Raw genomic sequence first — 13307 nt, 5'->3', positions numbered from 1 at the left:
GTCATTGCTGACCACGCCCTGGTTTGCGCATTCTCAAGGCCCGATCGTCGACATCGCGGGACGATGTGCGGATGAACGACCCGAAAGACGTCTCCGCTCTGGTCCGTGATGCACACCTGCATACCGTCGACGCTCTTGCAGCCCATCTGGAGGTCGACCCTCGAGAGGGCCTGAGCGCCGGGCAGGCGACCGAGCGGCAGGTGCTCCACGGCCGCAACAGCCTGCCGGAGTCTCCGCCACGGAGCCTTGTTGAGCGCGTGCTTGACCAGTTCCGGGATTTCATGGTGCTGGTGCTGATCGCAGCGGCGCTGCTGTCGGGATTCATCGGCGATGTGGCGGACACCGTGGCCATTGCGGTCATCGTTGTGCTCAACGCCGTCATCGGTCTGGCCCAGGAGTGGCGGGCGGAGCGCGCGCTCGACGCGCTCAAGCGCCTGGCCAGTCCGCAGGCGACAGTGCGGCGCGAAGGACGCACCCAGGTCCTGGATACGAGCCAGCTTGTCCCGGGCGACGTGGTGCTGCTGGAAGCCGGCAATCTCGTGCCGGCCGATCTTCGCCTGCACGATGCAGCCCAATTGCGGGTCGACGAATCGACGCTGACCGGGGAATCGGTTACGGTGGAGAAGCACACCGCGCATCTGTCCGGCAGTGCGCACGCGCTGGGCGACCGGCTCAACATGGCGTTCAAGGGCACGCTGGTCACACACGGCCGGGCTGAAGGGTTGGTGACCGCTACTGGCTCCCAGACCGAACTGGGCCGCGTGGCCGGACTGCTGCGCGACGCTGAAGAGCGGAGCACGCCGCTGCAGCAGCGCCTGGCGTCGTTTGGCAAGCGGCTGTCCCTGGTCGTGCTGTGCATCTGTGCGCTGATCTTCGGCATCGGCGTGCTGCGGGGCGAGCCGGTGCTGCTCATGGCATTGACCGCCATCAGCCTCGCTGTGGCGGCGATTCCCGAGGCCCTGCCTGCGGTCGTGACCGTGCTGCTGGCATTGGGCGCCCGTCGCATGGTGAAGGTGAATGCGCTCGTTCGCCGTCTGCCGTCCGTGGAAACGCTTGGCTCCGTCAGCGTGATCTGCTCCGACAAGACCGGCACCCTGACGCAGAACCGCATGCGGGTTCAGGTCGTGGATCTCCTCGCCGGCGGCTCCCGCGACGCCATCTGGCGTGCGGTGCTGCTGTGCACAGATGCCAGCGCGGGCGCCCAGGGAGAGTGGGTGGGAGACCCGACCGAGACTGCTCTGGTCGAAGCCGCGCAAGCCGATGGACTCGATCCGGTTGCTGTCCGGGCGGCAAATGCACGCTTGCACGAATGGCCCTTCGAGTCGGGGCGCAAACGCATGAGCACGTTGCACCGTGAGCATGAAAGCTGGTTCGTGGTGACCAAGGGCGCCCCAGAGACCGTGCTGCCGCGCTGCACTCGCGTGGCATCGGCGCAGGGAGATCTTGCGCTGGACAGTGCCGAAGCCTTGGTCGCCGCGCAAGCGATGGCGGCGCAAGGATTACGCGTGCTCGCGGTGGCACGCCGCTGCTTTGGGCAGGATCCTGCCGGCCAGCCTGCCGGTGCCATCGAGTCCGGCATGGTCCTGCTCGGGCTCGTGGGACTGGCAGACCCGCCCCGGCCGCAGGCCAAGGCTGCCGTGGCCGATTGCCGCAGCGCGGGTATTACGCCGGTGATGATCACTGGCGACCATCCGGCGACAGCATTGGCCATTGCGCACGAACTCGGCATTGCAGAGGCTGGTGCGTCGGCGCTCACCGGTGCGGACCTGAGCGCAATGGACGACGCGGCGTTGCAGCGCGCGGTCCGTGACGTGCGCGTGTATGCGCGCGTCGACCCGGCCCAGAAAATCCGGATCGTCCGGGCACTCCAGGCCCAGGGGCAATTCGTCGCAATGACGGGTGACGGCGTCAACGATGCGCCCGCGCTCAAGCAGGCGGACATCGGCGTGGCGATGGGGAAGGGCGGCACCGACGTCGCGCGGGAGGCGGCCAGCCTCGTGCTGCTCGACGACAACTTTGCGAGCATCGTGGGGGCCGTGCGCGAAGGTCGACGAATCTTCGACAACATCCGAAAGTTCATCCGCTACGCAATGACGGGGAACTCCGGCGAGATCTGGACCTTGTTCCTCGCACCGCTGATGGGCATGCCGATACCGCTGCTGCCGTTGCACATTCTGTGGGTCAACCTGGTGACCGACGGACTGCCCGGCCTCGCCCTTGCCGCGGAGCCCGCCGAGCGAGGCGTCATGCGGCGGCCGCCCCGCCCGCCTGGTGAAAGCGTGTTCGCGGGAGGGCTGTGGCAACACACGCTGTGGGTCGGCCTGCTGATCGCAACGCTGTGCCTGGGCATTCAGGCTTGGGCCCTGAAGGCAGGCATGCATTGGCAGACCATGGTATTCACGGTGCTCACGCTGTCGCAGATGGCCCACGTGTTGGCCATCCGCTCCGAAGTCGAATCGCTATTCACCCAAGGGTTGCGAAGCAATTTGCCGCTGGTGGGCGCTGTTCTGTCCACCTTCGCGCTCCAGCTTGCGGTGATCTACCTTCCCGCCTTGCAGCCGGTGTTTCGGACCGAGGCATTGACGGCCGGCGAACTGGCGCTGTGCCTGGCGTGCGCGGTGGTGGTCTTTTGCGCGGTAGAGATCGAAAAGTGGGTTCGCCGTCGGGCGGCTAGCGCTCCGGGGGGTGCGGTCGAGATTGCCTGAGCGCCGCGGACCGATGCAACTCCATTCTGAAAAGGAAAGACAACCATGAAGATACTGATGCCAGTGGACGGCAGTGAATACACCCGTCACATGTTGGACTATCTGGCCGCGCAGAGTGCACATAGCCAGCGTGCCGAGGGGGGGTGGCTTGGCAAGCCGCACGAGATCACTTGCGTGACCGTGGTGCCACCTCTCCCACCCCGGGTGCGCGGTATCATGAACGAGGCTGAGGCGCAGGCCTACTACCGGACCGAAGCCGAGGGGGCGTTGCAGCCTGTGGTCGAATTTGCCGCCCGGCGCGGGTGGGAGCCCGCGATCATTCACAGAGTCGGGCGGCCGGGCAAGGTGATCGCGGACATGGCGGTGGAAGAAAGCTTCGATCTCATCCTCATGGGATCGCACGGCCACTCGGCGCTGGGAGCGCTGCTGCTGGGTTCGGTCACCTCGCAGGTACTGGCGCAATGCAAGGTGCCGGTGCTGGTACCGCGGCCTTGAGGTCCGGGCCGCGCGCGGTCTGCGGCAACTGCTATTGGGCTTGCACCACGCGCACATGGGCATGACTCAGGTTCTGGTACACCCGGATCCGCCGCGCCAAGGGCCACCAGTCGTACAGGAATGTCTGCAACGGGCGCCACATCGCCACCCAGCCGACGATCGTCAAGCTCTCGCGCGCGATGGTGAAAGCCGTGTGGGTACCCGCCTGAGCGATGGCCTCGGCCCCGATCAGGCATGCCGTGACAAACGATAGGCCGATCAGCAGGCTGGTGCGGCCATCTCTCAGGAGCTGCTTCAGCTCGCCTCTGGCCAGGTTCCCCTTGTATTCGAAGTAGTTGTGGATCGCCTCGGTCAACAGAGTGCTCGGCTCGTCTTCGATCGGCAGGCGTCCGAGGTGGATCGAGAGACGCAGCCGGCTGTCGCGAGGAAGACCCATGGCCCAGGACTCGATGTACGCCTCGGCTTCGCGGTCCAGGTCCTTGTTGAGGAACGGCGTGGGATCCATCGAATTGAACAGCTGTGCGAGCTCGTTCACACGCAGGTCCAGTTCGTGCTCCGATGGGCTGCGCGTCATGGTTTTTCTCCTTTGTCGTCTCGTTCAGGGTCAGGCGCTGTAGCGGAACAACAGATAGGCGTTGATCACATACACGCACCCGAGCGCCACGCCACTCCAGCTTGCCAGGTGCAGCGCGCGACCGGTCGGCCGTGTCAGCAATGCGATGATGACAACTCCGCTCATCGTGACGGCGGACATCACTGAGATCGCGTGAATTGGCGAGACGGCCCCCAATAGCGGTCCGCGAACATAGAACACATCGTCTATCGCGAGGATCATTACGTTGAACATGTTGCTCCCCAGCAGGTTCGCGATCGCCATGTCGATCGCGCCCAGACGCATCGCCGACAGCGTCACGACCAGTTCGGGCAGCGAGGTCACGAAGGCCACCAGCAGCGTGCCGACGAAGCTCCGGGTCCATTGCATCGAGGCTGCGAGCTCAGTGGCGATGAACGGCAGCCAACTGCCGGCCGCGACCACGACGGCGGCCGCCGCGAGGCAGCGCAGCGCGGCCTTGCGCAGGGACATGTCCGGGTAGCGGCTGGCGACGCGCCCGGGCTGGATAGAGAGCCCGGACCGTTCGAGCCTGGAAATGCTGCGCACTGCCAGGGGATAGAGCAGCAGCAGGGCCGGGGTGTACCACCCGACGTGCCCCAGCCCATGCGCCAGCGGAAGCTGCGCGATAGCCAGTCCCAGCCCGACCGGTCCCAGCATGACGACGCCGAAACCAGCCAGCGCCATATGCTCGAGTCCGGCGCACCGGAACAGCGGTTCGCCACGCTTCAGCAGGTCCAGCAAGGCGACATATGAAAGATTGAGTACGCAGGCGCCAAGCACGTTGCCGACCGCCACGTCGGGTGCGTCAGCAAGCGTGACCGATGTGATGCCGGTGGCCAGTTCGGGCAATGAGGTGATGGTGGCGAGCAGCACCAGGCCGACCCAGGCGCCCGACCAGCCGGTCTTGTCTGCGATGACGTCGGCGTAGCGGGTCAGCAGCGTGCCGGCGACGGCAATCGCGCCGCCGCACAGAATGAGCTTGGCCCAGACCAGACCTAGTTCGCTCACCGTGTCCATGTGACGCCGTGCACGGCAAAAATTTGTGGGTGATTCATCTTCGACCTTTGCGGGCGTTACGCCAGCACAGGGCCATTCTCGGAATTGCACCCGCCGTCGGATTGATGAGGATCAAGCCACGCTGCGGCTTCGGAGACTTGTCGGCAGCGTGCGTTGGTGCCCGCACGCCTCTGCAGCCCTGCTGCCCTCAGGCCTCGTGTCGCGTTGACACGAGCACGTCGGCGCTCCCTTCGGCCAGCACGTGCTTGGTGACGCTGCCCAGCAACAGGTCTTCGGTGGCCGAGCGGCCGTGCTTGCCGAGAATGACGAGAATGACGAGGTCGCAGTCGTGGACCTGCTCCTGCTCGACCAGGCGCTGCGAGGGGTCGCCCTCGATCACGCAGGGCTCCCACCCGCCCGGCTCGAGACCTGAGCGCTCCGCCAACGCGTGCAACTGCCGTGTCGCCTCTGCACGTGTTCGGCGCCGGTACTGCTCGACGATGTCTGCATCGACCTGTCGGCTCCGGCGCGGCATGCGGCCGGGCGTGCCGCGCGGGTCGCCCGCGAGACCGGTGCGACGCTGACGCTCATGCATGTGCTGCCGGGCCCTTCGATCGTGTTCGACGGAGGCACCGGTTGGCCGGTTGATGCAAATCAACTCGTTCCGCCACCGGAAGACTATCTTTGCGCACGCGTCGACCGTTCACTCCCTGGAGCAACCCATGTCCGAACCGACCCTGCCCACCCGCCTCATCGTCGCCACGGACATGAGCGCCCGCTGCGATCGGGCGCTCGCGCGCGCGTGGCAGCTTGCACGAACCTGGAACAGCGAGCTCGGCGTTGTGCACGCCGTCAGCCCATCCGAAGTCGCACATCGCGAGCGAATGTCCGGCGACGCGCCCTCCTGGCGGCGATCGGAGCCCTGGACATCGATGCTCGAGCGGCGCCTGCGCGATGACCTGGTCGCCGAGGGCATCAGCGCCTCGTGCAGTGTCGTCGTCGGCGCACCCGCCGACGCGGTGCTGGAGGCGTCGGGCGGGGACGGCAACTCGCTGGTGGTGCTGGGCATCGCCAAGGACGCGTGCCTCGATCGAGTCCAGCTGGGCAGCACGGTCGACAGCCTCGTGCGCCACGCCCGGATACCCGTGCTGAACGTGCGCTCGCGCGGCTCCACACCATACGGCCACGTGTTGGTGGCCACCGACTTCTCAGAGCCCGCCGGGCGGGCGCTCGCGATGGCCGCGCGCTGGTTCGAAGGCGCGAAGTTGACGCTGTTCCACGCTTACCAGCCCTCCGTCTCGGCAGTAGACATGGGGACGGCCGCCATTGACGCGTCGTGCGCGGCGGTCACGCGGCAGTGCGAGGCGCACCTGGCGGGACTGGACCTCCCTGCGTCCACCGCGACGGCGTTGCAGCGCCTGCTGGAGCCCGGCTTGCCCGCCGAGTTGCTGGCCGACTATGTCGCGCACGGGAACGTGGACCTGGTCGTGCTCGGATCCCAAGGCCGCAGCGGGCTACCCCGGGCGCTTCTCGGGAGCACTGCGGAGCAACTGTTGCATTCGCTCGATTGCGATACGCTGGTGGTGCGCGGTGGTAGCCCATATTGTCCAAACGCGCTCTGACTGGCGAAAGCCATACTGCAAGGCGTCCTGCTCCGCCCAGGGGTGCGGCATGTCACGTGCATCCCTTCGAGGCCAAGTTAAAAAATTTAGCATTTAGTACTAAAGAATTAAATTTCATTGCCGATAGACCAGTAGTCCCTGAACCGGCACCGGCCGAGCACTTCGCTTCTCAGTGGACCTCGCTTCTGGAGAACGCAATGAAACAGATCAAGGATTTCAGGATCGGTACCCGCATGGGGGCGGGGTTCGCAGCCGTCATCGTTTTGCTGATGCTCATGGTTGCTGTCGGCATCAGCCGCATCCGCGCGGTCGACGACAACACGGAGGTCATTGCACATGACCGCTTCGCCAAGGTGGCGCTCGCGCAGACTGTCGAGAACGAGGTGAACAAGCAAGCCCGCGCCTTATCGATTGCCCTGATCGCGCGCGATCCTGCCGTCATTGCCCGGCGTCAACTACTTTGAGCGGCCAGCGTCAATTATCTTGAGCGGTGCGGTCGAGCAAGATCATTGAGTAGTTGTCGTTGCGCTGCGTTGCCGGCGAGCCGGCAACGCAGCGCGGCGGCGGTAGCTGTCCACGTTCATCTCCAGGATAGTGGCGTGATGGACCAAGCGGTCGACCGCGGCAATCGTCATGGCCTTGTCGGGGAAGACCTCGTCCCACGCCGAGAACGGTGCGTTGGCCGTGATGGCAATGCTCTTTCTCTCGTAGCGCTCGGCAATGAGCTCGAACAGCACGGAGGTCTCGGCCTGGTCCCGCCGTGCATAGCTCAGATCGTCCAGGATGATGAGATCGAAGCGATCGAGCTTGGCGAGTTCATTTGGCAAGCGCAGGTCTCGGCGCGCCGCCTGCAGACGTTGCACCAGGTCGCTCGTGCGCACGAAGAGGACCTTGTAGCCGTGGTCAATCAAGGCATGGCCGATGCCGGCGATGAGATGAGTCTTGCCCACGCCCGGCGGCCCGAAGGCGAGCAAGTTGTGCCCTTGCGCGATCCAGCCGTCGGCCTCGGCCAAGGCGGTGACGTGGGCCTTGGAGACGGCCGGAACTGCGTCGAAGTCGAAGCTGGCCAAGCTCTTGTCCGGTGGCAGTTGGCTGTCGATGCGAGCGCGCGCAAGCCGACGCGTCTCGCGTTCGTTGACCTCCTGCTCGAGCAGTACGCCGAGGAAGCGTTCTGCCGGCCAGCCTTCGCGGTTGGACTGCTCAGCCAGCTCGGCCCATAGCCGCTTCATCGTTGGAAGCCTCAGTTCTCCCAGCATGAGGGGCAGGCGCGCTGCATCGGCCGCGGTGCGCGCGGATGCAATCGTGTTCATGCGGCCTCCAGCAGATCGTCGTACACCGCGGTAGCCGGCAACAGGACCTCCACGAACGGCATCAATGCCGGACGCGGCGCGAACTGCGCTCTCAACACCTCGATGTCGGGGAGTTCGTTGCGCTCGCCCAGGGCGCTGAGGATCGCGGCGAGCTCGGTTACCACATTGGCCCGATCGGCCAGATCGAGCAGATTCACCATCAACCGACAGGCCTCCCGCTCGCTCAGGCGCTGGCTCATGTGCTCCCAGGCTTGGGCGTATTCGCTGCGCGGGAACATGGCATCGCGCAACATCCAGCGGGCGAAGGCTCCGGGCTTGCGTCGCAGTGACGGGAGCATGTGGCGCCAGTCGATGCGCTTGGGATGCTTGGTCTGGGCGCTGCTGCGCAACCGCTCGCACTCGAACACCTTCACGCCGCCCAGCCAGGCTTCGAGGTGGGCGCTGTAGAGCCGGACCTTCAGCCGATGGCCGACCAGCCTGGACGGCACGCTGTAGTGGGCGGCCTTGATGCTGATCAGACCGAACTTGCTGACCCGGGCGTCGACCTCTTCGAAGTCCACCGTCCGTCGAGTTGGCAGGGGCCGGAGGCTGGCACGCTCGATCTCCCAAAGTCGAGCGCAGCGCGCGTTCAGGCGCCGTACGGTATCTGCGACGAACTGACCGTAGCTCTCGAGGTTCGCGAACTCACGTGTGCCGCGCAGCAGCAACGACTGATTCAGTGCGGTCTTCAGGCTGCCCTGGCGTGCTTCGATCGAACCGTTCTCGTGGCTCACGCCCGGATTGTTGCGGCTCGCGCGCAGGCCGTAGTGCGCGCACAGCTCGCGATAGCGGGCGGTGAGTTCCTCCTGTTCGGCCAAGTTGTTGAACGCCGCCGACAGGCTGTCGGTGCGATGCTCTTCGGGCACACCGCCGGCCATCCATAGCGCCTCCTGAAGGCCGCTCGCCAATGCCTGGAAGCTCTCGCCGCCCAGGACGATGCACGCATGACGCCAACCGCTGTGGGCGAACGCGAACTGGTACAGCCGGTGCGGCAAGATCACCCCAACGATGGTGATGGCCAACTCGTCGCACACCGTGAAGTCCGACAGGCCGAGCCGGCCAGGCGGATGCTCCTGGGCGAAGAAGATCTCGCGATCGCCACCGTGCTCGGCGCGCCACTGCCGCACTCTGCGCTGCAGGGTGCGCAACACCGCGCCGTCAAAGCGCTGCGGATATCGAAGCTGTAGTTCCTCCAGCACCGTCACCGCCATTAGCCCAGGGGCCGCCTCCAGCATCGGCACGACCTCCGCCGCCCACACCTCAGTCAGCGGATCGGCGCGCGTTCGCCATGTCCGCGCAGGCTTCTGGGAGGGCAGAAGAACCATCGATTCGATCCGGCGCGCGCTGGCCACACTCACCCCAGCCTTGGCAGCCGCCACCTCCTGGCTGTGCTTGCTGCGCAGTTCCTTGTACTTGGTCACTTGATGATCCGATATGCGTTTGCCGGGCAAGGTGGCTGCCTCCTCTAGAGGCAATCCACTTTAAAACCCGACCGCAAACGCACCCCGGGCGCGCGCGTCAACCGCTCACGATAGTTGTCGTCGACCGCTCAAGATAATTGTCGCTGGCCACGTCATCAAGGCAAATCTCGCGGAGGTTGAGGAATCCATGCATGAGACTGCCAAGGCCACCGACCGATTGAAGGGGATCATCCAGACCGACACTGGCAGGCATGCACTGCGTGCGCTGCTGGAGGCACGCAGCAATTTCGGCGATCGTGAGGCGCGCCTGCTTGGCCATATCAAATCGGGCCAGATCGACGACGGTCGCGAATTCCTCGTGAAGGAAATGCTTCAGCCGCAGGGGGTCTATCTGTCTGCCATCGAGGAGTTTTCCCGCACCCAGGTGCAGGAGATGGAGCAGTTCACGGTCGAAGCGGCCGACATCGCACGCAATGCCACGATGCTGATGCTCGGAATCGGCGCCACAGCAACGGCATTGGCGGCTGCGATTGCGATCCTGCTGACCCGCTCGATCACGCGGCCGGTCGGCGAAGCGGTCAAGGTCGCGCAGACGGTGGCCGCGGGCGACCTCACGTCCCGCATTGAAGCGCACAGCGAAGACCAGACTGGGCAATTGATGCGCGCTCTCAAGGCGATGAACGCGAACTTGTCGGAAGTCGTCGGCGGTGTGCGCAGCAGCACCGACGCCATCGCGATCGCGTCCAGCCAGATTGCAGCAGGCAGCCAGGACCTTTCAAATCGAACCGAGGAGCAAGCCAGTTCCCTGGAGCAGACGGCGGCGGCGATGGAAGAGCTCACCGGCACCGTGAAGCAGAACGCCGACAACGCGCGACAAGCCAACCAACTGGCGGTACTGGCGTCTGAGGTGGCGGTGAGGGGCGGCGAGGTGGTCGGCCAGGTGGTGCGCACGATGGATTCGATTCACGCCTCATCCTGCAAGGTGACGAACATCATCAGCGTCATCGACGGGATTGCATTTCAGACAAACATCCTGGCGCTAAACGCCGCAGTCGAGGCCGCGCGCGCAGGCGATCAGGGCCGGGGCTTCGCAGTCGTGGCGGCCGAGGTACGCAATCTGGCGCAGCGGTCGGCCGCAGCGGCCAAAGAGATCAAGGGCCTGATTGACGAGTCAGTGCAAAAGGTGGGCGAGGGCAGCGCGCTCGTCGGCGACGCCGGCAAGACCATGCAGGAGATCGTGGGCAGTGTGCGGCGGGTGACCGACATCATGGGGGAGATATCGGCGGCGAGCAGTGAGCAGACCACAGGCATCGAGCAGATCAGCCAAGCGATCGCCCAGATGGATCAGGTGACGCAACAGAATGCGGCGCTGGTGGAAGAGGCATCCGCGGCTGCCCAGTCGATGCAGGAGCAGGCCGCAAGCCTGGTGCGGTCGGTCAGCCTGTTCAAGCTCGGAGAGACGAGGGCGGGACGCGCTCGTCTCCACTGCACTTAAAGTCCTAACCTGTCCACGTGCGCGCATGGGTGTCTCTGGAAATGACGAACGTGGCTGTGGGCAAGCTGAATGGCTCGCACAAGTCGACGCTCGGAGGCCGGCGGTCGAGCCGACACCCATGTCTGCGCTGACGAAGGCGCGGCCTACCGAAGCACAAGACAGGCAGCGCTGAATCCGTCAAAACATCCTGGGTCTTGCTGCCCAGCAGCAGGCGCTGAATCCCTTGGCGTCCATGCGAAGTCATCACGATCAGGTCGCCTTTTGTTTGTTTGCCGCAGCAATGATGGACTCCTCCCCACCAGGTCTGAATTCCCGGTTGCCGTCTTGATCCGGCGGTCGCTCTGTTCGGCGCACGCCTTCACAGTATCAAGCGTCGTCCGTGTCCTTTTGGTCCAGCGTATCTCGAGGCGGCCGATTCTTCGGGCGAATGGAACAGGGCGCCGTCGAAATGGCTCCACGGAAAGTGCGGCACCACGGTGAATGCGATCAATTCTGCGTCGCTCTGAGCGGCAAGGGCGATCGCCTTCGTTACCGCCTACCTCGAGAGCGCTGAACGGTCTGTGGCGACCAGAGTGCGGTTGAACGTGGATTTCTCCGGAATCCGGGCCGTTGATTCAGATCAATGAGCTGCTCACGGGCGGCCCTTACCCTCGTGCAATGCACAGCGATCGCCCCCTTTTTCTCTTCGCCTTAGCTGGTGCTGAAGTAAAGACTTTCATGGCGGCGCGCCGCTGATTTCCGAATGCGAGACGGATTCAAGCCAACAAAAACTGGTCTGGACCGCGCACTCCGTCACCTGTCCGCAATTCAGCGTCGATGGCGGCAGTTCCATTGCTTCATTCAGTCGCAAAATCACGATGATCAAACCTGTCCTGCTTGCCAATGGTCGCCGCTGGCGCTCCCGCGCCGAAGCGCTCGAGCACTTCAAGCAAATATTGGCGCAATACGGAAACGGAGACCGAATCAGTGATTCATCGCATCACGACGACCTTTGTGCTCTTCTGACGATGTACGACAGTTCGGTTATGCCTGGCTTCCCTACGAAAACGGGAAGCGGGATCAGTCATTTCTCTCGTCAGCGCAACGCTGATTACCGCTGGAGCACGATCGGCTTTCATGTGCATCGTACCGATGGCACGTCCGTCGACTTTAGCTACGCCAAAGCAGTGCGTTCGGCAGGGATGTCGGCACACGACATCTCCAAACGGTCAAAACACGATTCGACCGACGACTCGCTACACCTATAAGAAATACAATGTATCTTATGTTAAATAAATAAGGCTGGTTGTCGTTAAGAGATGGGAGCTTGGCCAACTCCTCCGCCGCAGCTTCTGCATCTAAATTGAGCAAGCGCACGAACTGCTTTGCCGCAGTTACCTTGATCAGCGCCAGGTAGGCGAAGTCGGGCACTACCTCACTGACACCGCTCCCGCAAGATTAAAAAGGTGAATCGCCTTTTGCACATGGACGCTGCCGGGATAGCGCCGCTGGAAGAAATTTCTCGTTACTACAGATAATTCTTGTGCGGCAGGTTTTACGTTACTACAATAAACCCATGTTCACAGTGATCGAAACCCCCTACTTCATCGACTGGGCCGCAAAGGTCTGGGATGACGAAGAGCGTTGAAGCCTTCATTGATTGGATCGCTGAGAACCACGAAGCCGGCGACGTTATTCCTGGCTCCGGCGGCCTGCGAAAGGTGCGTTGGACGCGCGCCGGAATAGGAAAGCGCGGCGGTGCCCGCGTGATCTTCTTCTCGCGCAACGAGCGCAACGAAGTGGTGCTCGTGCTGGTCTACGCCAAAGCCAAGTTCGACAACATCGGCGCTGATGTACTGAAAGCCCTCAAGGAGAAATTTGATGCCCACCAAAAAGGTTAAGGACCCAGAGATCGCAGAATTCGAGGCAGCGCTGCTGGGCAGCGTTGACCAAGCCCTGCGCGGCGAATATGCCGCCGTCCACACGCCCGACCAGATCGCCGCGCGCAAACCTGGGCGCCCCGCTGGCAGCACGAAGGCCGATGCCAAGGTGTCCACCACCATCCGCTTTGATGCCGATGTGCTGGCGGCGCTGAAGGCAGCCGGCCCCGGCTGGCAGACGCGCGCGAACGATGCATTGCGCGAAGCGTTCGCCGTGAAGAAAGCCGCGCCGCGCCGCACGAAGGTGCCCGTGCGTGGCAGCATCTCGGGCTGACACGGTCATACCCAGGGGGCGGTGGTCAACGGTCACGTGCGTGTTGGCCTTCAGCACGTTGAGCTGGGCCTTGAGCTTGTCGCGCTCGACGATGATGGCCTGCATGATGGAGCGGATCACCGGGTCTTCGGTGCCTTGGGCGCCGCGGGGCCAGCGCAGGCCCAGGCTTCGATGGGCGCCCAGTAATCGGCGGACGGGGGGTCGTAGAGGACTCAGCCCTTCAGGATGCTTTCGGCTTCAGCCAGACGACCGATGGCCGGCAGCGAGAAGTTGTGCGAGCCAGCCGCGTGCTTCCTACAACAAAGTTCGTGCATCTTCGTCAGGTCGACAGCCGGATAGGACCGCCGCTGCGCTACGATGAGGTAAGGCAAAAATTTGGCATGGCTGGGCCACAAGGCCGCCCCCGCACGGGTAACAA

12 protein-coding genes and 3 pseudogenes are annotated in these 13307 nt (G+C 64.0%); 9 read left to right on the top strand and 6 right to left on the bottom strand.

Annotated elements, in window-relative coordinates:
* The first annotated feature begins 71 nt into the window (after positions 1-71).
* On the top strand, positions 72-2705 hold the full coding sequence (locus tag RZE79_RS32805; protein WP_319361483.1) for a cation-translocating P-type ATPase: 2634 nt from the start codon (positions 72-74) through the stop codon (positions 2703-2705).
* A gap of 45 nt (positions 2706-2750) precedes the next feature.
* Entirely contained in the window at positions 2751-3200 is a 450-nt protein-coding gene (locus tag RZE79_RS32800) for a universal stress protein (RefSeq protein WP_319361481.1), read from the top strand.
* A 31-nt stretch (positions 3201-3231) separates the two neighbouring features.
* On the opposite strand, the gene RZE79_RS32795 is transcribed toward RZE79_RS32800, so the two are convergent.
* From RZE79_RS32795 to RZE79_RS32785, 3 genes are all read right to left on the bottom strand, one after another.
* Positions 3232-3774, bottom strand: a complete 543-nt coding sequence (locus RZE79_RS32795) for a hypothetical protein (RefSeq protein WP_319361480.1) — start codon at positions 3772-3774, stop codon at positions 3232-3234.
* Positions 3775-3804: 30 nt separating this feature from the next.
* Positions 3805-4830 carry a sodium:calcium antiporter gene (locus RZE79_RS32790; RefSeq protein ID WP_319361479.1) on the bottom strand — a complete coding sequence of 342 codons (1026 nt, stop codon included), beginning with the start codon at positions 4828-4830 and terminating at the stop codon, positions 3805-3807.
* Between the two features lie 187 nt (positions 4831-5017).
* Positions 5018-5344 carry a universal stress protein gene (locus RZE79_RS32785; protein WP_319361477.1) on the bottom strand — a complete coding sequence of 109 codons (327 nt, stop codon included), beginning with the start codon at positions 5342-5344 and terminating at the stop codon, positions 5018-5020.
* On the opposite strand from RZE79_RS32785, the pseudogene RZE79_RS32780 reads away from it, so the two are divergent.
* The 3 genes and pseudogenes from RZE79_RS32780 to RZE79_RS32770 all read left to right on the top strand — a co-directional run.
* Positions 5324-5371 (top strand): annotated as a pseudogene (locus RZE79_RS32780) (hypothetical protein); the annotation flags it as partial. The gene RZE79_RS32785 and the pseudogene RZE79_RS32780 sit on opposite strands and share 21 nt — an antisense overlap.
* A 160-nt stretch (positions 5372-5531) precedes the next feature.
* The gene (locus RZE79_RS32775) at positions 5532-6431 is read left to right on the top strand and encodes a universal stress protein (RefSeq protein ID WP_319361475.1); all 900 of its coding nucleotides are present in this window, start codon (positions 5532-5534) and stop codon (positions 6429-6431) included.
* 197 nt (positions 6432-6628) lie between these two features.
* Positions 6629-6895 carry an MCP four helix bundle domain-containing protein gene (locus RZE79_RS32770; protein ID WP_319361473.1) on the top strand — a complete coding sequence of 89 codons (267 nt, stop codon included), beginning with the start codon at positions 6629-6631 and terminating at the stop codon, positions 6893-6895.
* Between the two features lie 42 nt (positions 6896-6937).
* Here the strand turns inward: RZE79_RS32770 and istB are convergent, their stop codons facing one another.
* Entirely contained in the window at positions 6938-7741 is an 804-nt protein-coding gene (istB, locus tag RZE79_RS32765; RefSeq protein WP_319361471.1) for an IS21-like element helper ATPase IstB, read from the bottom strand.
* A complete protein-coding gene (gene istA, locus RZE79_RS32760; protein WP_319361469.1) occupies positions 7738-9231 on the bottom strand; it encodes an IS21 family transposase in 1494 nt (497 codons plus the stop codon). The genes istB and istA overlap by 4 nt, the downstream gene beginning before the upstream one ends.
* Positions 9232-9724: 493 nt before the next feature.
* Here istA and RZE79_RS32755 point away from each other — a divergent pair.
* Positions 9725-10696 (top strand): annotated as a pseudogene (locus tag RZE79_RS32755) (methyl-accepting chemotaxis protein); the annotation flags it as partial.
* 154 nt (positions 10697-10850) lie between these two features.
* Here the strand turns inward: RZE79_RS32755 and RZE79_RS34815 are convergent.
* Positions 10851-10967: pseudogene (locus tag RZE79_RS34815) on the bottom strand (universal stress protein); the annotation flags it as partial.
* Between the two features lie 586 nt (positions 10968-11553).
* Between RZE79_RS34815 and RZE79_RS32745 the strand changes: the two are divergent.
* The 3 genes from RZE79_RS32745 (at position 11554) to RZE79_RS32735 (ending at position 12889) form a co-directional block, all read left to right on the top strand.
* Complete coding sequence (locus tag RZE79_RS32745; RefSeq protein WP_319361467.1) at positions 11554-11943, top strand: DUF3223 domain-containing protein; 390 nt, start codon at positions 11554-11556, stop codon at positions 11941-11943.
* Positions 11944-12306: 363 nt separating this feature from the next.
* The gene (locus RZE79_RS32740) at positions 12307-12576 is read left to right on the top strand and encodes a type II toxin-antitoxin system RelE/ParE family toxin (protein WP_319361466.1); all 270 of its coding nucleotides are present in this window, start codon (positions 12307-12309) and stop codon (positions 12574-12576) included.
* Positions 12557-12889 carry a BrnA antitoxin family protein gene (locus RZE79_RS32735; RefSeq protein WP_319361465.1) on the top strand — a complete coding sequence of 111 codons (333 nt, stop codon included), beginning with the start codon at positions 12557-12559 and terminating at the stop codon, positions 12887-12889. Before RZE79_RS32740 ends, RZE79_RS32735 begins: the two co-directional genes overlap by 20 nt.
* The last annotated feature ends 418 nt before the right edge of the window (positions 12890-13307 follow it).

This window comes from Variovorax sp. EBFNA2 (assembly GCF_033802765.1).
Taxonomy (GTDB): domain Bacteria; phylum Pseudomonadota; class Gammaproteobacteria; order Burkholderiales; family Burkholderiaceae_C; genus Variovorax; species Variovorax paradoxus_H.
This window is presented reverse-complemented; position numbering and strand designations above follow the sequence as displayed.